This is a genomic window from Vibrio inusitatus (genome assembly GCA_024346935.1).
In the GTDB taxonomy this organism is placed as follows: domain Bacteria; phylum Pseudomonadota; class Gammaproteobacteria; order Enterobacterales; family Vibrionaceae; genus Vibrio; species Vibrio inusitatus.
The window spans coordinates 2,466,941-2,486,751 of the sequence record AP024878.1; the positions used below are offsets into that span (position 1 = coordinate 2,466,941).

Consider the following 19,811-nt stretch of genomic DNA (forward strand, 5'->3'; position numbering starts at 1 on the left):
CGATTAGATGTCTAGTACTTGTGGTTGTTGAGCAGCATGGTTGTGCTCAGCGCCAGCGTATACTTTTAGCTTACGGTACATTGCGCGGCCTAGAGGACCACGTGGTAACATACCTTTAACAGCTAGTTCGATAACCATTTCTGGTTTCTTATCGATCAACTTTTCAAAAGTGATAGATTTAAGACCACCTGGGAATTCAGTGTGACGGTAATACACTTTACCTTTAGCCTTGTTACCTGTTACAGCAACTTTCTCAGCGTTAACAACGATGATGTAATCACCAGTGTCACAGTGAGGAGTGTATTCAGCTTTATGCTTGCCGCGTAGGCGAGAAGCGATTTCACTTGCAAGACGACCAAGAGTTTTGCCTTCAGCGTCTACAACATACCAGTCACGTTTTACTGTTTCTGGTTTAGCAACGAAAGTTTTCATGCTAATAATAACCCGTTAATTTGAATTTAAACTAAAAGGAGCAATTGCTCCCACTGTCTAAGAGCCCAGTCATCACCCCTTCGAGTGGTGGCACTCTTTGGTAAGTTTCTATAAAGAAAATCACCTGCAGTAACGGTGGGTCGCCGGATTATACCGAAGCCCACTAAAAACGCAATCCTATTTGAGAGTTTTTTGAACGTTTCTTAGCATATAGAGGCCAAGCATAAAGCATTAGTATTGCTCTTACTCTTTAATTACCGAGCTTAACTAAGCAAGATGCTCCTCTGCTAAATAGTCATTACTCTGCATCTCAGTGAGTCGCGATTCACAGCGCTGAAATTCAAACCCAAGTCGTTCACCTGCATATAACTCGGTCAATGGCACAGCGGCTGCAATGATTAGGCAAACTCGCCTTTCATAAAACTCATCCACTAGAGCTATAAAACGCCTCGCTGCATCATCATTATCTGCATCCAGCTTAGGTACATCGGAGAGCAATACCGTATGGTACTCCTTCGACAACTCAATGTAGTCATTTTGACTGCGAGCGGTTTGACACAACTGAGCAAAACTTGCCATAAGCACACCATTGTATGCATTGAGCACTTCTAATTGCCTGTGATTCACTTCTATGGTTGTTTCAGACTCCCCACTTTCTACTTTTATTGCACTTAAGGTTTCAAAATAAGCATCGAGGTTATGCTGAGCCTTCAGATCTAACGGATAATGATAGAGCTCAGCCTGCTCCAATGTACGCATCCGAAAGTCATTGTCACTGTTTAACTCAAAGACCTGACAGTTCTTTTCGATCAATTCGATTGCTGGCAAAAAACGAGCCCGTTGCAGACCGTTCCTATAAAGCAGGTGTGGTGGAATGTTAGAGGTCGCCACTAAAGTAATGTTTCGCGCAAATAATGCCTGAAATAAGGTGCCGAGCAGCATGGCATCTGTGATATCAGAGACAAAAAACTCATCAAAGCAGATAATATCTGCTTCACTCTTGAACTTATCAGCCACAATCTCTAATGGATCAGATTGTTGTTGCAACTGCTTCAATTCATCATGAACTCGATACATAAAGCGATGAAAGTGCATACGCATTTTCTTATCGCTTGGATACAACTCATAAAAGCTATCCATAAGGTAGGTTTTGCCGCGACCGACTCCACCCCATACATAAAGTCCTTGTGGTGCTGCTTGTTGAGTTGGCTCAGGCTTAGCAAACCATTGACGCCAGCCTTTTTTCGGCTCGGGAACAGGAATTTGAGCATATTGCTGAAGGCGAACGTACAAATTTTCAAATGCCTGCACAGCCTTATGTTGCTGAGGGTCAAATTGAAAACTGTGATGTTCGATATCGTATTGATACTTTTCTAAGGGTGTCATTTTAGAGATGAACTACATTAGATTCTTTATTGGATAAGATTCTCATAGTAACATGAGGTATGTTGCAGTGTAAGAACACGGTAACTAGATTGTTAACAGATTAACAAAAGGAAATGCTATGCCTTGGATTTATGCGATCGTCAGCCTATTCGTGGGTATCATCATTGGTGTGATCATCTCTCGCGTCACCACCCCGCAATATCAAAAACAGAAAGAGTTACAAAAAGAACTGGAAACCTCTAAGTTTGAGCTTGAGCAACAACGACAAGATTTAAATGATCACTTCTCTGCGTCGGCTCAAATCCTCGACAACATTGGTAAGGAATATCGCAAACTCTACGAGCACATGGCGAACACATCCAACGAACTACTACCTAACCTTCCAGCTCAAGACAACCCTTTTGCAGAGCGCATCGAAGTCAATGATAGTCGTTCAGAGACAACTACCTCTAGCGATGAACCACCAAAGGACTACGCGAACGGTGCAACAGGTATGCTAAAAGAAGAGCAGAAGGAAATTTTGAAAGCTCCTGAAGCAATCAAGGCAACATAGCTCAGTCTATTCAGGAATACGAAGCTACTTACACGGGCTAGATTTTTATCTAGAAACGGAACTTGCTCAGATTCCTTATGTCTCAAGCTTCATACTGTATAAAGGAGTTACCGATGAAAAAACCTTTGCTTGCCTTGTCAGTTTTAACTTTAAGCTTGGGCTCTATTATTACGCCGCTTTATGCCGGTGCTGCCTTACCCGTTCAGGTTGAAGGAAACGAATTACCGAGTTTGGCACCCATGCTAGAGCGCGTTTCACCTGCAGTAGTCAGCATTGCTGTCGAAGGCACTCAAGTTTCCAAACAACGCATTCCGGAAAGCTTTCGTTTCTTCTTTGGGGACGAGTTCCCAGCTGATCAAGTTCAAGAGCGCCCTTTTAGAGGATTAGGTTCTGGCGTTATTATTGATGCGGATAAAGGCCATATTGTCACCAACTACCACGTCATCAATGGTGCAGATACCATCAAAGTGCAACTCACTGATGGACGAGAATACGATGCAGAGCTTGTCGGTGGCGACAAGATGTCTGACGTGGCCTTACTTAAGCTAGAGAAAAAAGCGAAAGGCCTCACCGAAATAAAACTAGCAGACTCTGATAAGCTGCGTGTTGGCGACTTCACTGTTGCTATTGGCAACCCATTTGGGCTCGGTCAAACTGTGACGTCTGGTATTGTATCGGCACTGGGTCGTAGTGGACTTAACCTTGAAAACCTTGAAAACTTTATTCAAACCGATGCGGCCATTAATAGTGGTAATTCTGGCGGTGCGCTAGTCAACCTCAATGGCGAGTTGATTGGTATAAACACCGCAATATTAGGGCCAAATGGTGGCAATGTTGGTATTGGTTTTGCTATTCCTTCTAATATGATGCGTAACCTTACTGACCAAATTATTGAATTTGGTGAGGTAAAACGAGGTATGTTAGGCGTACAAGGCGGTGAAATCACCTCTGAACTCGCTGAAGCTCTTGGATATGAGTCAAGCCGAGGTGCCTTTGTAAACCAAGTAATGCCAGATAGCGCCGCTGATGAGGCTGGACTGCAAGCGGGAGACATCATTGTCTCGATTGACGGTAAGCGCGTTGATACCTTTAGTGAACTTCGCGCTAAAGTAGCAACGTTAGGTGCAGGTAAAGAAATAAAACTTGGTGTGATTCGTGATGGTGACAAAAAAGAGTTTAATGTCACTCTTGGCGAATCTCCACTTCAACAAACCAAGGCTGAACAACTTCATCCTGGATTGACCGGTGCAGCACTCAGCAACACTAAAGACTCTGATGGATACAAAGGGGTGAAAGTGACGTCGGTTGCAGATGGCTCTCCTGCTGCTTCCTATCAAATAGAGCAAGGAGACATCATTGTCGGAGTCAATCGCCAAGTCGTTGCGAATCTCGGTGAGTTTCGAGAGGTCCTAGAAAAGCAAGATGGTGTACTCGCACTTAATGTTCAGCGCGGTGATCGCAAGATCGTTATTGTTGTTAGATAAAGCAAACCATTGACTTAATTAGGGAAGCCCAACGGCTTCCCTTTTCTTTACTCAAAATTGAGTGTTATGCTTTGCTATAATACAACGCACTTTTGAGGGAAACATGCTGAGATATTTATTGCGCTCTATTTTACTTGGGTTGGTTGCCGCCGCCTTAGTGATTGCTGTGGTACCTGATCTGCGCAGTAAAATCATACCCGCCCCAAGCAAACCTCATGAAGCGCTAGTTGCGTCCGGTCCAATTTCATTCAACCAAGCAGTGAGACGTGCAGCCCCTGCAGTAGTCAATATTTATAGTCGTCAATACTCAGAAGATAACCGCAGTAAGCTAAAAACGCAGGGACTGGGATCTGGCGTCATAGTCAACGATAAAGGTTACATCATTACCAATTACCATGTGGTTGCCAGTGCCGATCAGGTAATCGTTGCCTTACAAGATGGTCGAGTAGCTAGTGCTCAATTGATTGGTCAAGACAGACGAACCGATATTGCCGTATTGCAAATCTCTATGTCAGACCTTCCTGTTATACCATTAAATTCAGACTACTTAGCGAAGGTTGGCGATATTGTGCTTGCAATAGGTAATCCGTATAACCTTGGTCAAACCACCACCTTTGGTATTATCTCAGCGACTGGGCGCTCATCTATAAGCACCGATGGAAGACAAGCCTTCATTCAAACCGATGCCGCCATCAATGAAGGCAACTCAGGTGGCGCTCTAGTGAATTCTCAAGGCGAACTCGTTGGAATCAACACCGCTTCCTTCCAACAAGCTACCGATCTTGAAACCTACGGGATCTCATTTGCCATACCGCAAAAACTCGCTACGAAGATTATGAATAAAATCATTGCTGATGGCCGGGTCATCCGTGGTTATATTGGCGTTGATGGACAAGATATCAGCTCGATGACCAACCGCTTGCTCGCAGGAAACTTCACTGGCGGAATTATTGTCCTTGGAGTTGAACCCGGAGGTCCAGCCGATAAAGCTGGCATTAAAGCACAAGACATCATAGTGAAAATTGGTGATATGGTTGCAGACAATAGACAAAATGTAATGGATGCAGTGACTGATGCACGTCCTGGTGCCGAAGTAAAAGTAGTGGTGGTTAGAGACGGAAAACAAAAAGAGTTAACTGTTGAAATTGGTGAGGACACTAGAAACTTCACACCGCAAAGCAAACAATAAATAATAAAAAAACCGCCGTGGCGGTTTTTTTATTTAAGTAAAGTCAGACTCGCTTACTCTTTGGTTTGCACTTCTATTTCGGTGACTCGCTGCAAACCACGTGGTAGCATTGCTCCGCGACGCCCTCTTTCTCCCCTGAAGTTTTCAAGGTCAGTAGGCTTCAGACCAAGCTTACGTTTACCTGCGTACAGAGTAACTGTCGCATCAGCCGGTATAGAAATTAGCTGAGTAACGAACTCCTCTCTGCTCTTCGCTTTTGCAGAAGGGATATTAATTATCTTATTACCCTTACCTTTACCAAGTTGTGGCAAATCTTTTATTGCAAAGATTAACATGCGACCTAGGTTGGTTATCGCTAAGATTTCATCACTCTCAAGATCTGATATCGCACTTGGTGACATGATCTCTGCCGCTTGCGGTAGGTTAACCAGAGCCTTACCACTACGGTTCTTCGACAGTAAGTCGCTACCGCGGCAAACAAATCCATAGCCGGCATCAGACCCCACTAGCCATAACTGCTCTTCGTCTCCCATCAGAACCTGTCGAATACTGGTTCCTGTTGAGATATTCAAGCGCCCAGTAATCGGTTCGCCCTGACTTCTTGCAGAAGGCAGTGAATGTGATTCTAATGAATAGCTTCGCCCATCAGAGCCAAGGAACACGGATTGCTGGTTACTCTTACCTCTTGCTGAGGTAAGGAACTTATCACCAGACTTGTAGTTAAGAGTGGAGCCATCTACCTCATGCCCTTTGGCGTGACGAATCCACCCCTTCTCAGATAAGACCACAGTAATAGGCTCGCTCGGTAGCAGGTCTTTTTCTGTCAGCGCTCGTGCTTCGGCTCGCTCAATAATTGGAGAGCGGCGGTCATCACCAAATTTATCGGCATCAGCCTTTAGTTCTTTCTTAAGCAGCGTATTCATACGTCGCTCAGAGCCAAGCAACAACTCTAACTGTTTACGTTCTTTTTCTAGCTCGTCTTGCTCGCCACGAATCTTAAATTCTTCCAGCTTAGCCAATTGGCGTAACTTGGTATCCAAGATTGCGTCAGCTTGAATATCAGAAAGTTCAAAACGAGACATCAATACTGCTTTTGGATCATCCTGGGTACGGATAATCTCAATCACCTCGTCAATATTCAGATAGGCGACCAGCAAACCCTCAAGGATATGTAAGCGCGCCATAATCTTATCAAGGCGATACTGTAAGCGACGACGCACGGTTGCACGACGAAATTCAATCCACTCTTTTAGAATCTGAACAAGACCTTTCACCTGCGGGCGCTTATCCAGGCCAATCATATTCAGATTAACACGGTAGTTCTTCTCTAAATCCGTTGATGCGAACAAGTGATTCATTAGCTGATCACAATCCACACGATTTGAACGTGGCACAATAACAATTCGTGTTGGGTTCTCATGATCAGATTCGTCACGAAGATCATCCACCATAGGTAGCTTCTTCGCGCGCATTTGATTGGCAATTTGCTCAAGTAGTTTAGAGCCCGAAACCTGATGTGGCAGAGCGGTGATGACGACGTCACCGGCCTCTTTGTGCCAGACCGCGCGCATCTTGATACTGCCACGCCCAGTTCGGTAGATCTTCTCAATATCCGTTTTTGGCGAGATAATCTCAGCCTCTGTTGGATAGTCTGGCCCTTGCACGAACTGCATGACATCCGGCAACTCTGCTTTTGGATTATCAATCAAGGCCATAGTAGCATCAGCCACTTCACGCACATTGTGTGGTGGTATGTCGGTCGCCATACCAACTGCAATACCCGTAATGCCGTTAAGCAGGATATGTGGCAGACGTGCTGGCAGCATCTGAGGCTCTTTCATCGAGCCATCAAAGTTTGGCTGCCATTCAACGGTACCTTGACCTAACTCCCCAAGTAACACCTCAGCAAACTTAGAAAGTTTAGATTCGGTATAACGCATCGCGGCAAAGGATTTGGGATCATCCGGAGCACCCCAGTTACCCTGTCCATCGACTAGTGGGTAGCGGTAGGTAAATGGCTGCGCCATTAATACCATAGCTTCGTAACACGCTGAGTCGCCGTGTGGGTGGTACTTACCTAGTACATCACCCACAGTACGAGCTGATTTTTTGTATTTGGAAGAAGCTGACAATCCTAACTCTGACATCGCGTAGATAATACGACGCTGAACGGGCTTTAAACCATCCCCGATATAAGGCAATGCACGATCCATAATTACGTACATTGAATAGTTTAGATAGGCGTCTTCTGTGAACTTCCGCATTGGCAGTTGTTCTACGCCATCATATGTAATCTCGTTCGACATTCTTATACCTCAGCCATATCGCCGTTATTTTGTAGCCAATGACGGCGATCATCCGCTCGCTTCTTACCCAAAAGCATATCCATCATTTCCATGGTCTGCTCATTATCATCAATAGTCAGTTGCACTAGACGTCGAGTGTTAGGATCCATAGTCGTTTCGCGAAGTTGCAGTGGGTTCATTTCACCCAAGCCTTTAAATCGCTGAACATTGATCTTGGCTCGCTTCTTACTTAAGCGCTCCAACACCCCTTCTTTTTCATCTTCATCAAGGGCGTAAAACACCTCTTTACCGCAGTCAATCCTGAACAATGGTGGCATAGCAACGTATACGTGACCAGCACGCACTAGTGCGCCAAAATGACGAGTAAACAGAGCACAAAGCAGAGTTGCGATATGCAGTCCATCCGAGTCTGCATCCGCTAAGATACAAATCTTACCGTAACGTAAGCCATCAAGGTTTTCAGTATCAGGGTCGATACCAAGGGCAACGGAAATATCATGAACCTCTTGTGAAGCTAGTACCTGATCAGCACTGACTTCCCATGTATTAAGGATTTTACCGCGCAATGGCATAATAGCTTGAAACTCACGATCACGAGCCTGCTTGGCCGAGCCACCCGCAGAGTCACCTTCCACTAGGAAGAGCTCTGTACGAGCTAAATCTTGCACTGAACAATCAGTCAATTTTCCGGGTAGTGCTGGGCCAGAGGCTACCTTTTTACGCACTACCTTTTTACTTGCTCGCATACGACGGTGCGCATTAGCAATGCACGCTTCAGCTAACTGCTCAGCAATGTGCGGAGTTTCATTCAGCCAAAGGCTAAATGCGTCCTTCACCACTCCAGCAACAAACGCTGCACACTGACGAGAAGACAGACGCTCTTTGGTTTGTCCTGCGAACTGCGGGTCTTGCATTTTAATCGATAGCACATAAGAACAGCGTTCAAAGACATCATCACCAGTTAACTTCACGCCACGCGGAAGTAAGTTGCGGAATTCACAAAACTCGCGCATTGCATCCAGCAATCCCTGGCGTAGACCATTAACATGAGTACCACCTTGAGAGGTAGGGATCAGGTTAACGTAACTTTCAGTGATGAGTTCACCACCTTCTGGTTGCCAGATAATCGCCCAATCAGCCGCCTCTGTTTCTGCAGAAAACTGACCAGTGAATGGGGTTTCTGGTAACAGCGTGTAACCTTTAACACCTTCGGCTAAGTAGTCTTTAAGACCACTCTCGTAATACCACTTATGATCCTTACCGTTCACTTTATCGCTAAAAGTGATTTCAAGACCTGGACAAAGAACCGCTTTGGCTCTTAGATTGTTGATCAATCGAGTCGCGGAGAAATTGCCCGAATCGAAGTATTTACTGTCAGGCCAGAAGTGAACACTTGTACCACTGTTACGTTTGCCACAAGTACCGACTACAGTAAGGTCTTGTACTTTATCGCCATGCTCAAAAGCAATTTGATAGATCTGACCGTCACGACGAACATTAACTTCCACACGCTTAGACAGTGCGTTTACAACAGAAATACCCACTCCGTGCAAACCACCTGAGAACTGGTAGTTCTTGTTAGAGAACTTACCACCAGCATGTAGTTTACATAGGATAAGCTCAACACCTGACACGCCTTCTTCTGGGTGGATGTCCACCGGCATACCACGACCATCATCAATGACTTCTAGAGATTGATCGGAATGAAGAATAACTTGTACTTTGGACGCATGCCCCGCTAACGCTTCATCGACACTGTTATCGATAACTTCTTGCCCAAGATGATTGGGACGCACAGTGTCGGTATACATGCCCGGGCGACGGCGGACTGGCTCTAGGCCATTTAAGACCTCTATCGCCCCAGCGTTATATTGTTCAGTCATAATTTGAAAATTTACTCTTGGCGTTGTTAAACATCGCTTCTCATCAATGAGAAAAGTCGCAACCTACTTGGCTGGAGTGTTTCTGTGTATTGAAACTCAGAAACCCTGGCTAGCACCACTTGGGTGCCAATAGCTGTCTAGCGTTGAATATAGAAGAATTGAGTTTGGATAGTTCGTACGTCTTCCACAAACCGCGATACAACTTGGCTACATTACATAGTCTGGCGCTGTGGCGGTTATGTCAAGTTTGCACTGACTTCCTGATTAAAAAGCATGATGATTGTGTGCTATTCAAGCAATTCACCAGCAATGAGTAGATTTAGCCTAGAGTTGAAGAAACTCTACTATTGCGCTTGGATAACGCTCAAACCCGACAAAACTGTGATTCCCTCCCTCTTCGACAGTCTGTTTGCACCCGAGGTATTTTTCAACCGCTTGCTGATAATTCAGCACTTCATCATCTTGCTGCTGTAGCAACCAAAAATCAGATCTATCGTTAATATCAGGCACATCGATCGATCGAAGCTGCTCTACATGCAGAGGCTCCAACAGATACTGTTCTTGAGTATATGGATTCAGCTGTGGTCCAAGAAAATCTTGTAACAGCTCATAAGGTTTGACCGCAGGGTTGACCAATACCGCTTTAAAACCGTATTTTTTGTTTAGCCAAGTCGCCAAGTAGCCCCCCATAGAACTACCCACCAATCCCACTTCATAATCAGATGTCAGTTCATCACAAAGTTGCTCAAGCATTTGAATACAAGGCTCTGGATAAACGGGTAGTTGCGGCGCTACAAAGCGAATGTCTGGACGATATTCTGCACAGAACTCGGCCATAATCTGCGCCTTAAGAGACTGTGGTGAGCTATTGAAGCCGTGCAAATAAAGGAGTAAAGCTGGCTTGGACAGAATGGGCATTTAGTACCCTTCAGCCTCAAAATCAGGAATAAAGCATCCCTCTTCGAGTCGATAAACTTGTGAGTCTAATTGACCGTTTTTATGCAACTGCAGATGACGCCAACCAGGAGACAAGGTATCGAGAGCGAATTCATCATTGTTAGCTTTGAATTGGATACATGTTGAAGGCGTGGCCAAAACCTGTACACCGTGATGCTCTTTTTCAAAGTCTTGATGCACATGTCCGCCCAATACTGCACGAACATTTTGGTGTCGCCCTAGCACTTCCCAAAATTGATGAGCACGTTGCAGTTTGTGCTGATCTAACCAAGCACTACCAATAGGCAATGTATTGTGGTGCAACAATACTAGGGTATGCCGCTCTGGAAATTCAGTCAGCTTATTATCGAGTAACTCTAGTTGATTTGCCTCAAGGTAGCCGTGTGGCAGACCTTCAACTTGGCTATCTAGCATGATTATTTGCCAGTATTCTCCAGCTAATACATGCCCGACTTCTTGGATTTGAGGTGAAGGTAATACACTGATCATATTCGACTTTTGATCGTGATTTCCTGGCAACCAATAGCATTGCTTTTCAAGAGGTTTGACCCCATCAGCAAAGCGTGAATAGGAAGCAGTTGAGTGATCTTGGGAAATATCCCCAGTCGCCACAATAGCGTCAAACTCGACTTTGCGTTCAACGATATCGTTGACCACAGCAATGAAGCTCTGGCCTGTATTAACACTTAGCAGACATCCTTCGTCATCAGCGAATAAATGCGTATCTGTAATCTGTACTAATTGGACGGTCTCTTCCGCCGCAACTATCTGTGGTTCCACAATCTGTCTTTCCAATATTATTTTTGCCTGAGCTCACAGTAAGGGCTCTCTACTGATACCCATTTTTAGGCAGAATGTCAGCCAGTCTCCAAGAAATTGATTGAGCTGGTGCTTTTCATCCTTCTGCATCATTCTTTTGTTGGGGTAATCATATCTTGCATGAGTTACCCTCATTTTTTCACTTGCACACACTTCTGCAACCCTTGCATCGTGATATAAGCGCACAGTCATGTGCGGAAGTGGAAAAGTGGGAGCTTCATCACACTGAAACACGTCAACTAAGGTCGTGTAGCGAGTTATCTCTAACACATTTATCTGATAAACCTGAAATTGAACTTGATAGGTTCTCTTGTCTCCGACTTCAGGTTGACGAGGAAGCAGTGCGTTTAATTTGGCATAATTAGTCTCGTACAGTCGCATGAGTCCTGCAAAATCAACATGATAATTTGAACCCACTAGCCTTGAACTACCCATTGTGTCCTCAATTGTTGGTGATTCAGCATCAGCCATTGAATAGCAATAATTGATGCTGCGTTCTCAATTGTACCACTCTCAACCATCTCATAAGCTTCTTCTCTGGTCAAAATGTGAACACAAATATCTTCACCTTCCGACGCTAAACCAAACAAACCTGCCGATGTCGGCGCTTTAATTTGCCCAACAAACAACTCCAATCGCTCCGAGCATCCGCCAGCCGATGGATAATAACCACTAATGTGTTCGATTTGAGTCACGTCTAGTCCGGCCTCTTCCACCGCTTCGCGTTTTGCTACATCTATAGGGTCTTCGCCCTCTTTGTCTAACATCCCTGCGACGATCTCTAACTGCCAAGGCCTTGTCTCGCCCAATGCACCAACTCGTATTTGCTCTACCATTACCACCTGATCACTCACTGGGTCGTAGGGCAACATAGCAACCGCATGTCCACGTTCAAAGAGCTCACGCTCTATCTCTTCGCTCCACCCACCGGCAAACAACCGATGGCGAAACTTCACTTTAACTAAGCTAAAAAAACCTTTAAACAAGGTATCCGTTGTTAATATTTCAACATCATCATTGTGAAAAGTGGGATAGGAGCCATCGTTAGACATAAAGGTTCTCTGTAGTAAGTGATTGAACAAACCTATCAAGTGTAGACAGCGTTGACCATCAAATTACTTCTTCGTTTTTGGAAAGATTACTGCAAGCTTATGTAAGAACATGAAAGTTTTGAACTAAGGCATCTAACAATAGGGTTTTTGCTCGTTTTTGTAGTACTCTATACAGAACTGTGTGAAATCAAATCACATTAAAGCACAGAACTATAATCTAGTTATTAAACACGAATTTAAGTAGCAGGAAGAGTTACGACAATGAAGAAAGCGCTGTCCATTTTAGTATCAGCTACGCTAGCTGGCTTGTCTTTACCAGCCATGGCGGAGAATCTAGCTGACGTTTACAATCAAGCCAAAAATAGCGATCCAACGCTTTTACGCTCTGCAGCTCAACGTGATGAGGCTTTCGAGTCCGTCACTTCATCACGCAGTACCTTGCTACCTCAAATTAACCTAACTGCCGGTTACAACTACGGTGAAAGCTACTTCGGTGCAGAAGATAATGCGTTTACTGCAGGTATTGGCTTAAGCCAAGAGCTTTATCAACGCTCAAGCTGGGTAACCCTAGAAACCGCAGAGAAAAATGCACGTCAAGCAGACTCAGCCTATGCAGCGCAGCAACAAGACCTTATCCTTCGAGTCGCAACCGCATACTTTGAAGTATTGCGAGCTCAAGACAGTCTAGAGTTTGTTCGAGCAGAGAAAAGTGCTGTTGAACGACAACTTGATCAAGAGAAACAACGTTTTGAAGTAGGACTATCTGCAATCACTAACGTGCACGAAGCACAAGCAGAGTACGATAGCGTTCTAGCCGAAGAAGTTGTTGCCCGAAACAATTTAGTAAATAGCTATGAAACACTGCGTGAGATTACTGGTGTTGGCCATCAAAACCTAGATATTCTAGATATTGAACGCTTCTCAGCAGCTGAATCGGAAAAATCTTCAGATGCACTTGTTGATCAAGCCCAACAACAAAACCTAAGTCTACTTGCTGCACGTATTAATCAAGATATCGCTCGTGACAATATTCGCTTGGCAAGTTCAGGCCATTTACCATCACTGACTTTTGATGCTAGTGCAGGTTACGCTAACGGCACTCTTAGCGACCAAGATGTAGACGATACTAACTACAACCTAGGTATCAACCTTTCTGTACCTCTTTATACTGGTGGTAGTGTTACGTCGCAGGTTAAACAAGCTGAGTACAATTATGTAGCCGTAAGCGAAGACCTAGAAGCCTCTTATCGTTCTGTTGTGAAAACTGTACGTGCATCGAACAACAACATCGACGCAACGATTGGCTCTATTCGAGCTTTTGAGCAATCTTTAATTTCTGCTGAATCGGCACTGGCCGCAGTGGAAACCGGTTACGAAGTAGGTTCTCGTACTATCGTTGATGTACTAGACTTCACTCGCCGTGTGTTTGAAGCGAAGCGCAACCTTTCAGATGCTCGCTATAACTACATCATCAGTGTCCTACAATTAAAAGAAGCGGTAGGCACTCTGAGCGAACAAGATATTCTTGATATTAATACCGGTCTAAAAGTATCTACAACCGATCCACTAGCGTCGTAATCTAGCGCGAATAAGTGTTAAAAATAAAAAAGGCTGGTCAATGACCAGCCTTTTTTATTTCGAGGAAGAATGACACCTATCGTAGTAAATAACGGTAATTGGTATTACTCTTTTCCACCCTTAATAGCTTCAATGATTTCTGTTGTCGAACAGCCATCTTCAAAGTTCAATACCTCTACTCGACCACCCGCTTCAATCACTTCTTTACCACCCGCAATCTCTTCAGGCTTGTAGTCGCCTCCCTTAACCAATAAATCAGGTAGGATTTCAGATATTATACGTTGTGGCGTATCTTCAGAAAATGGCACCACCCAATCTACCGCACCTAGACCTGCAAGTACCGCCATACGACGATCCGTTGGGTTCACTGGTCTAGCTGGGCCTTTTAAGCGTTTCACTGAATCGTCAGTGTTTACCGCTACAATAAGGCGTTCACCAAGCTCGGCGGCATGGTTAAGATATGAAACGTGACCCGCGTGCAAGATATCAAAGCAGCCATTAGTCATGACAACCTTCTCGCCTTTAGCTTGTGCTTTTTTCACAGCCTTAATCAGTGCAGCTTCACCAATTACTCCGTAATCCGTATCCTGTGAGCCATGTACAGCTTCTGCAAGCTCAATAGTAGACAAAGTTGAAGTGCCTAGCTTGCCAACAACTACTCCCGCTGCAGCGTTCGCTAGTGCGCAAGCTTCATCTAACGGCTTACCAGCAGCTACAGATGCCGCCAATACTGAAATCACTGTATCTCCCGCACCGGTGACGTCATACACCTCTTGTGCTTGTGTTGGGAGGTGAAATGGCTTTTGTCCTCGACGCAGTAGCGTCATGCCATGCTCACTGCGAGTAACCAATAATGCTTGAAGGTCAAATTGGTCGATCAACGCCAACCCTTTTTCAGCCAATTCTTCGTCGTCTTTAACCAAGCCTACGACGTGTTCAAACTCAGACATATTAGGCGTTAATAGTGTCGCGCCACGGTAGCGCTCAAAATCTGCGCCTTTAGGATCAACAAATACAGGCACACCGACTTTATTTGCTCTGTCTATCATCGCTCTTGAATGCTCTAGCGCACCCTTGGCATAGTCAGACAAGATTACGGCTTTCACAGAGTTTAGAGATAAATCCATGCGAGACAGTATCGGCTGCGAATCAATCTGCTCAAATTTATCTTCAAAATCTAGGCGTATCATTTGCTGCCCACGACTCATCACACGAAGCTTGGTGATAGTTGGATAATCCGGAAAAGACACAAAGTCACATTGTACTTTAAGCGCATTTAACTTCTCAGTCAGAACTCTTGCAGGCTCATCAATACCTGTTAAACCTACAAGGTGAGTGCTTCCACCCAGCGCGGCAATATTCATTGCAACGTTAGCAGCACCACCTGGTCGCTCTTCATTGTTTTCGACTTTGACTACAGGTACCGGTGCTTCTGGAGAAATACGTCCAGTGGGGCCATACCAATAGCGATCGAGCATGACATCACCGACAATTAGAACGCCCGAAGTACTGTAGTCGGGAAGAATAGGCTTCATATAAGTTCCGTTAAGAATTTTTGTTTACAATTCTAGCATAGCTAGGGATATATCAAAGTGGCGCTAACCATTTGAGCAATTTAACTTTGTTGTGCTTCTTTCATCCATTCACACCACATATCAATCACTAGATGACGTTGTTCCACAAACTTATCTAAGGCAACATCGGTATCAAGATTCAATAGATTACGTCGATGAGTTTCATTACGCATCGTCGTATATGCCGCAGTTAAGTTCTTGGCTTGCTCAAAAGAAAGTATCTCGACATCAACCAAACTCTCAAGGATTCGCACATTATCAGACCATTTCACAAGGCTTGGGTGTTGATGAGAGTAATTGAGAACCCAGTATTGCGTTAAGAATTCGATGTCAGTGATCCCGCCAGGGTCTTGTTTTAGCATAAATCTATCGTTCTTCTTGCCGCCTAAGTGATCGCGCATTTTCTCGCGCATTTTGACCACTTCATCTCGCAACTGATTCTGCTCACGTACCAAACAAAGTACTTTATGTCTGACCTTTGCAAAGGCGTCAACTAATGTCGCATCACCATAAATAGGACGAGCACGAACAATGGCTTGATGTTCCCACGTCCACGCTTCCTTAAGTTGATATTCTTCGTAAGACTCAATTGGGCTTACCATTAAACCAGAGGCTCCTGAAGGTCTTAATCGAGTATCTACTTCATAAAGTATCCCAGAAGCTGTTCGTGTCGAGAACAGGTGAGTAATGCGCTGGGCAAGACGAAGATAAAACTGCCTACCATCAATAGACTTCTCTCCATCAGTATAAGCAGACATTGGGCAATCATGAACAAACACAATATCAAGATCCGAATTGTACCCTAACTCCCATCCGCCCACTTTTCCATAGCCAAGTACGGCAAATCCACGTCCATCACGGTTTTGTAAATGGTTTGGTTCACCATATTTTGCCGACATCTGATGCCAGGCTTGATTAACGACTTGCTCAACAATAGCCTCAGCTAAGTAGGTCAAGTGATCACTTACCTGCATAACTGGCAACACGCCCGCAATATCTGCTGCTGCAATGCGTAAAATGCAAGTTTGCTTGAACTGTCGCAACGCCTCCATTTGTTGCTCCATATCCTCTTCAGGAATGCGAGCAAGATAATCTCTTAGTTCTGATTTATAACTGCTGAGATCAACAGGCTTATACAGTTGCTGTGGGTCTAATAATTCATCCAGCAATATAGGGTAACGGCCTAATAGCTCGGTAATCATTGGGCTAGCGGTACAAAGTCGTACTAGTTGATCAAGTGCTGCGGAGTGCTCATCTAATAGCTCTAGGTAAGTCGTTCGAGTAACAATCTTAGACAATACAGCCAATACACGCTCTAGACCAAACTCTCCTTCTGGATGATTCAACACCGCATGCAGTAACTTAGGCATTAGGCGCCCAACCACTTCTCGTCCCCTAGGCCCTAAGGTCTTTTTACCTAGATCGGTTTTAAAATTACACAAGCTAATAGAAAGCTCTGAAAGTTGCTTTTCTTTTACGTTGATAGACAGTTCCTGCAAGAGATTAATCACTTGATCTGGCTCTTTCGCTAAACTCCACATTTCCATGTAAACAGAGTCTATTTCCTGTCCCTGCTCTTCTTCATCCCCAATTAATGATTCAAATACTTGGTGCACATTCGCCATATGTGTATTCAATTGAGTCTGCATTTCGAGATAGCGACTAAAACCCATCACTACTGCTAATTTTCTTTGGCTCTCTTCATCATCAGGGAGGGTTTGCGTTTGCTTGTCTTCCATAGCCTGGATGAGGTTCTCAAGGCGACGCAAAAACTTGTAGGCAGCCATCATTCCATCAACATCACTTGGCTCAAGAAGATGCTGTATTTTTATTGCTTCTAGGGTTTCAAGTAAGCCTCTACCACGCAGGCTTGGCTCTCGACCTCCGCGAATTAACTGGAAGACCTGAGCAATAAACTCAATTTCACGAATTCCACCAGGGCCTAACTTGATATTGTTGGTTAGTCCGCGTCTGCGAACCTCGCTACGAATCATCGCCTTCATTCGTCGCAATGATTGTATAGCGCTAAAATCAATGTATCTGCGAAACACAAATGGGCGTAGCATCTGTCTTAACTCTTGGTACTGAGGGTACATCTCTCGACCCATTACTCTCGCTTTGACCATGGCGTAACGCTCCCAGTCTCGCCCTTGCTCTTGATAGTAGTCTTCTAAAGCGGCAAAGCTCATCACCAAGGGTCCACTCTCACCAAAGGGACGAAGTCGCATATCTACTCGATAACAGAAACCATCAATAGTCGCTTGATCCAGCGATTTGATCAGGCGTTGTCCTAGGCGAGTAAAAAATTGCGCATTGGCGATAGAGCGCCTCGTACCTTCAGTTTCTCCATTTTCAGGATAGGTAAAGATCAGATCGATATCGGAAGAGAAATTCAACTCCCCTCCACCAAGCTTACCCATACCAATGATCAACATAGGCTGCTCGATACCCTCTGAGTTTTTAGGCGTGCCCCATAGCTTAACGCAGTCAGCATAGTGCCAAGCATAGCTCTCAAAGATCATCGCTTCTGCCAGCATGGATACATGTGAAAGGCTTTGTTCAACAGACCAACTCGCGACAATATCTCGCCAAGCAATAGTGATAAGTTCATGATTACGAAAAAATCGGAGCACCTTCATTACTGCATTTTCATCATGGCATTCAGCCAAACGTTCCTGCAGATCATCTCGATAGTGATCACAGCGCTCGTGACTGTCGAGCATTTCAGGAAGTTGCAGCAGCATGGACTCATCACACAGCAGTCGATCATAGATAAACGAGCTGAACTCAATCACCCTTTGTAGCTCTTCTAGCCGTTGCGATGGCCATTGTTCGATAACGGAGGGATACTTCTCGCTAAGCTGTTGATATCTATTTATTTCGACTTGTTCAGGGTGGGAATGCATGAGGGCTCCATTGTTGCGTCCAAGCAATATTAACTAGAGCATAAAAAAGCGCTTACTCGAGAGCAAGCGCTGTAACACTGAAATGTGTTTCAATACATAGGAAACTATGGAATCTATGACTTCCAATAAGGCTGAACTTCCATACACATTGCTCTAGTTTGCTCCATCGCATGCAATATAGAAGCTTGCTGTCGCTCTAACCAACGCTGCAACTGCTCTTGTTCTTCACCTTCAAGTTGCCCTACTAATTCACGCACTGGTGCTAAAGTTAGAAGCTCATCTATGCCTTGTGATAGATCCGCCCACGGCAAACGAAATGCTTGACGAGATTCCTGATCAAAGAGCGCAGCAAAGCAGATACCCGAAAACAGGCTCCTATTTAGATGGTAATGCTCATCGATATAATCTTCTGGCATTAGTGTTTGCTCAACAGGGAAAGCGCTCACTAGTTCAGCCCAAGTGCGATCAAGTTGATTTTGAGAAAAACTCACTAAATTGCCAGACATCGCATTGCTTGCTTTGTCATCCAAGAATGGCTGCCAGCCTTTGGTTAATACCCAGCGGCTTAAATCGAGGATAATACCTGTATAGCGGGCCGATTCTAGCAACTGCAAAACTTCATTCTCTGACGGCAAATCACTGCGCATGACATGAAGTTGCTTAACCAGTGCCTTCTGAGCATCCAGTTTACGCAAGGCGTGTCCTCTGTCCTCTGTTAGGTCATCTAGGTAGTCTGCTGACTTTATCCAGCCTAACTCTTGCTCTAACCACTTTAATTCTTGTCTCAATATGGCACTCGCGCGTCTTGGAACTATACCGCCAAAGACCGCAAGCGTTTGTCTAACAAAGCTCAATGAAGAGCAAATCTCATGTAGGCAATCCATCGAAGGCGATTCTACATAGGCTTGCTCATGGTAGAGCCAATGCGCCAAAGCATATTCCAGCGATTTAATGAAGCAGCTTTCTACATTGTCTTGCTGAGTCACCTCTACCAATTCCAAGGCTTTGGCTTCACTACCAGTAAACCCTTGCGCGAGACGATAGCCGCGGGCGGCCTTGCTAAGGTTACCAAGACGCATGCCACCATCTTCACACAGCTGCCTTGCTAGAGTAAACAAAGCGTCCGTTTGCCCCGACTTAAGCTCTAGCTCTACTTCGCAGATCGGTGAACTCTTGTCTCCAGCAACAACAAGACCTTGGTCAAATGCAACCTCAACCTGACTTCCATCGGCCATACCCACCAGCCATAACTCACGGGTAAAATTAGTGGCAAACAAAGGCTGTAACTGCCCACCAAGCTCCTTGATGCTACGACCTTCCGGCCAAATATCTTCTGGATGCAAAGATAAGTCTGGGTCATCACTGGTATGTTCTGCGTTATACTCAGGGCGTTGATGTAAACCGGCCACTACTCGACCAGAGGTTTTTACTGTTTGCACATAAACATCATCAAAGCGGCGAATACGCATCCCTATATCGTGTTCACGCAACCAGTTATCTGGAGTATCAAAATAGATATTTCCGAGTTCTCGGCTACTATGTTGAAGGATTTTGTTGTGCGGAATTTTCTCTCTCAGAACTTCTGAGAATTGTGGTGAAACAAAAAATTTCAGCTCTATTTCAGTTTCCATAATTCACTCATAATCGACTGTCTAATGCAGATTAAGTCGAAAAGAGTTTATCAGCAAGTGA

15 protein-coding genes are annotated in these 19,811 nt (G+C 44.7%); 4 read left to right on the top strand and 11 right to left on the bottom strand.

Features of this window, described 5'->3' with window-relative positions; all coding sequences use genetic code 11:
- Nucleotides 1-3: 3 nt before the first annotated feature.
- Nucleotides 4-432, bottom strand: a complete 429-nt coding sequence (gene rplM, locus OCU48_RS11310) for a 50S ribosomal protein L13 (RefSeq protein ID WP_141344929.1) — start codon at nt 430-432, stop codon at nt 4-6.
- A 267-nt stretch (nt 433-699) separates the two neighbouring features.
- Nucleotides 700-1,818 carry a cell division protein ZapE gene (gene zapE, locus OCU48_RS11315; protein ID WP_141344928.1) on the bottom strand — a complete coding sequence of 373 codons (1,119 nt, stop codon included), beginning with the start codon at nt 1,816-1,818 and terminating at the stop codon, nt 700-702.
- Between the two features lie 118 nt (nt 1,819-1,936).
- Between zapE and zapG the strand changes: the two genes are divergently transcribed.
- The 3 genes from zapG (at nt 1,937) to degS (ending at nt 5,044) form a co-directional block, all read left to right on the top strand.
- Nucleotides 1,937-2,371, top strand: coding sequence for a Z-ring associated protein ZapG (gene zapG, locus OCU48_RS11320; protein WP_141344927.1), 435 nt, complete (start codon nt 1,937-1,939; stop codon nt 2,369-2,371).
- 113 nt (nt 2,372-2,484) lie between these two features.
- Entirely contained in the window at nt 2,485-3,855 is a 1,371-nt protein-coding gene (locus OCU48_RS11325; RefSeq protein WP_141344926.1) for a Do family serine endopeptidase, read from the top strand.
- A gap of 103 nt (nt 3,856-3,958) precedes the next feature.
- Nucleotides 3,959-5,044: an outer membrane-stress sensor serine endopeptidase DegS gene (gene degS / locus OCU48_RS11330; protein ID WP_141344925.1), complete on the top strand. Its 1,086-nt coding sequence runs from the start codon at nt 3,959-3,961 to the stop codon at nt 5,042-5,044.
- A 53-nt stretch (nt 5,045-5,097) separates the two neighbouring features.
- Here degS and parC read toward each other — a convergent pair whose 3' ends face one another.
- From parC to nudF, 6 genes are all read right to left on the bottom strand, one after another.
- Nucleotides 5,098-7,350, bottom strand: a complete 2,253-nt coding sequence (parC, locus tag OCU48_RS11335; RefSeq protein ID WP_141344924.1) for a DNA topoisomerase IV subunit A — start codon at nt 7,348-7,350, stop codon at nt 5,098-5,100.
- A gap of 2 nt (nt 7,351-7,352) precedes the next feature.
- Complete coding sequence (gene parE / locus OCU48_RS11340; RefSeq protein WP_141344923.1) at nt 7,353-9,233, bottom strand: DNA topoisomerase IV subunit B; 1,881 nt, start codon at nt 9,231-9,233, stop codon at nt 7,353-7,355.
- Nucleotides 9,234-9,557: 324 nt separating this feature from the next.
- Complete coding sequence (gene yqiA, locus OCU48_RS11345) at nt 9,558-10,151, bottom strand: esterase YqiA (protein WP_141344922.1); 594 nt, start codon at nt 10,149-10,151, stop codon at nt 9,558-9,560.
- Nucleotides 10,152-10,970 carry a 3',5'-cyclic-AMP phosphodiesterase gene (gene cpdA, locus OCU48_RS11350; protein WP_141344921.1) on the bottom strand — a complete coding sequence of 273 codons (819 nt, stop codon included), beginning with the start codon at nt 10,968-10,970 and terminating at the stop codon, nt 10,152-10,154.
- A gap of 33 nt (nt 10,971-11,003) precedes the next feature.
- Entirely contained in the window at nt 11,004-11,444 is a 441-nt protein-coding gene (locus OCU48_RS11355; protein WP_141344920.1) for a DUF1249 family protein, read from the bottom strand.
- Complete coding sequence (gene nudF / locus OCU48_RS11360) at nt 11,426-12,061, bottom strand: ADP-ribose diphosphatase (RefSeq protein ID WP_141344919.1); 636 nt, start codon at nt 12,059-12,061, stop codon at nt 11,426-11,428. Before nudF ends, OCU48_RS11355 begins: the two co-directional genes overlap by 19 nt.
- Before the next feature lie 261 nt (nt 12,062-12,322).
- Between nudF and tolC the strand changes: the two genes are divergently transcribed.
- Entirely contained in the window at nt 12,323-13,639 is a 1,317-nt protein-coding gene (tolC, locus tag OCU48_RS11365) for an outer membrane channel protein TolC (RefSeq protein ID WP_141344918.1), read from the top strand.
- A 104-nt stretch (nt 13,640-13,743) separates the two neighbouring features.
- On the opposite strand, the gene hldE is transcribed toward tolC, so the two are convergent.
- From hldE to OCU48_RS11380, 3 genes are all read right to left on the bottom strand, one after another.
- Nucleotides 13,744-15,174: a bifunctional D-glycero-beta-D-manno-heptose-7-phosphate kinase/D-glycero-beta-D-manno-heptose 1-phosphate adenylyltransferase HldE gene (hldE, locus tag OCU48_RS11370; protein WP_141344917.1), complete on the bottom strand. Its 1,431-nt coding sequence runs from the start codon at nt 15,172-15,174 to the stop codon at nt 13,744-13,746.
- Between the two features lie 80 nt (nt 15,175-15,254).
- Nucleotides 15,255-18,119 carry a bifunctional [glutamate--ammonia ligase]-adenylyl-L-tyrosine phosphorylase/[glutamate--ammonia-ligase] adenylyltransferase gene (gene glnE, locus OCU48_RS11375; protein WP_141344916.1) on the bottom strand — a complete coding sequence of 955 codons (2,865 nt, stop codon included), beginning with the start codon at nt 18,117-18,119 and terminating at the stop codon, nt 15,255-15,257.
- 113 nt (nt 18,120-18,232) lie between these two features.
- Complete coding sequence (locus OCU48_RS11380) at nt 18,233-19,750, bottom strand: CYTH and CHAD domain-containing protein (RefSeq protein WP_141344915.1); 1,518 nt, start codon at nt 19,748-19,750, stop codon at nt 18,233-18,235.
- Nucleotides 19,751-19,811 lie beyond the last annotated feature (61 nt).

Coding starts and splice junctions, on each gene's coding strand:
- rplM (WP_141344929.1), bottom strand. CDS start 432: ATGAAAACTTTCGTTGCTAAACCAGAAACAGTAAAACGTGACTGGTAT.
- zapE (WP_141344928.1), bottom strand. CDS start 1,818: ATGACACCCTTAGAAAAGTATCAATACGATATCGAACATCACAGTTTT.
- zapG (WP_141344927.1), top strand. CDS start 1,937: ATGCCTTGGATTTATGCGATCGTCAGCCTATTCGTGGGTATCATCATT.
- OCU48_RS11325 (WP_141344926.1), top strand. CDS start 2,485: ATGAAAAAACCTTTGCTTGCCTTGTCAGTTTTAACTTTAAGCTTGGGC.
- degS (WP_141344925.1), top strand. CDS start 3,959: ATGCTGAGATATTTATTGCGCTCTATTTTACTTGGGTTGGTTGCCGCC.
- parC (WP_141344924.1), bottom strand. CDS start 7,350: ATGTCGAACGAGATTACATATGATGGCGTAGAACAACTGCCAATGCGG.
- parE (WP_141344923.1), bottom strand. CDS start 9,233: ATGACTGAACAATATAACGCTGGGGCGATAGAGGTCTTAAATGGCCTA.
- yqiA (WP_141344922.1), bottom strand. CDS start 10,151: ATGCCCATTCTGTCCAAGCCAGCTTTACTCCTTTATTTGCACGGCTTC.
- OCU48_RS11355 (WP_141344920.1), bottom strand. CDS start 11,444: ATGGGTAGTTCAAGGCTAGTGGGTTCAAATTATCATGTTGATTTTGCA.
- nudF (WP_141344919.1), bottom strand. CDS start 12,061: ATGTCTAACGATGGCTCCTATCCCACTTTTCACAATGATGATGTTGAA.
- tolC (WP_141344918.1), top strand. CDS start 12,323: ATGAAGAAAGCGCTGTCCATTTTAGTATCAGCTACGCTAGCTGGCTTG.
- hldE (WP_141344917.1), bottom strand. CDS start 15,174: ATGAAGCCTATTCTTCCCGACTACAGTACTTCGGGCGTTCTAATTGTC.
- glnE (WP_141344916.1), bottom strand. CDS start 18,119: ATGCATTCCCACCCTGAACAAGTCGAAATAAATAGATATCAACAGCTT.
- OCU48_RS11380 (WP_141344915.1), bottom strand. CDS start 19,750: ATGGAAACTGAAATAGAGCTGAAATTTTTTGTTTCACCACAATTCTCA.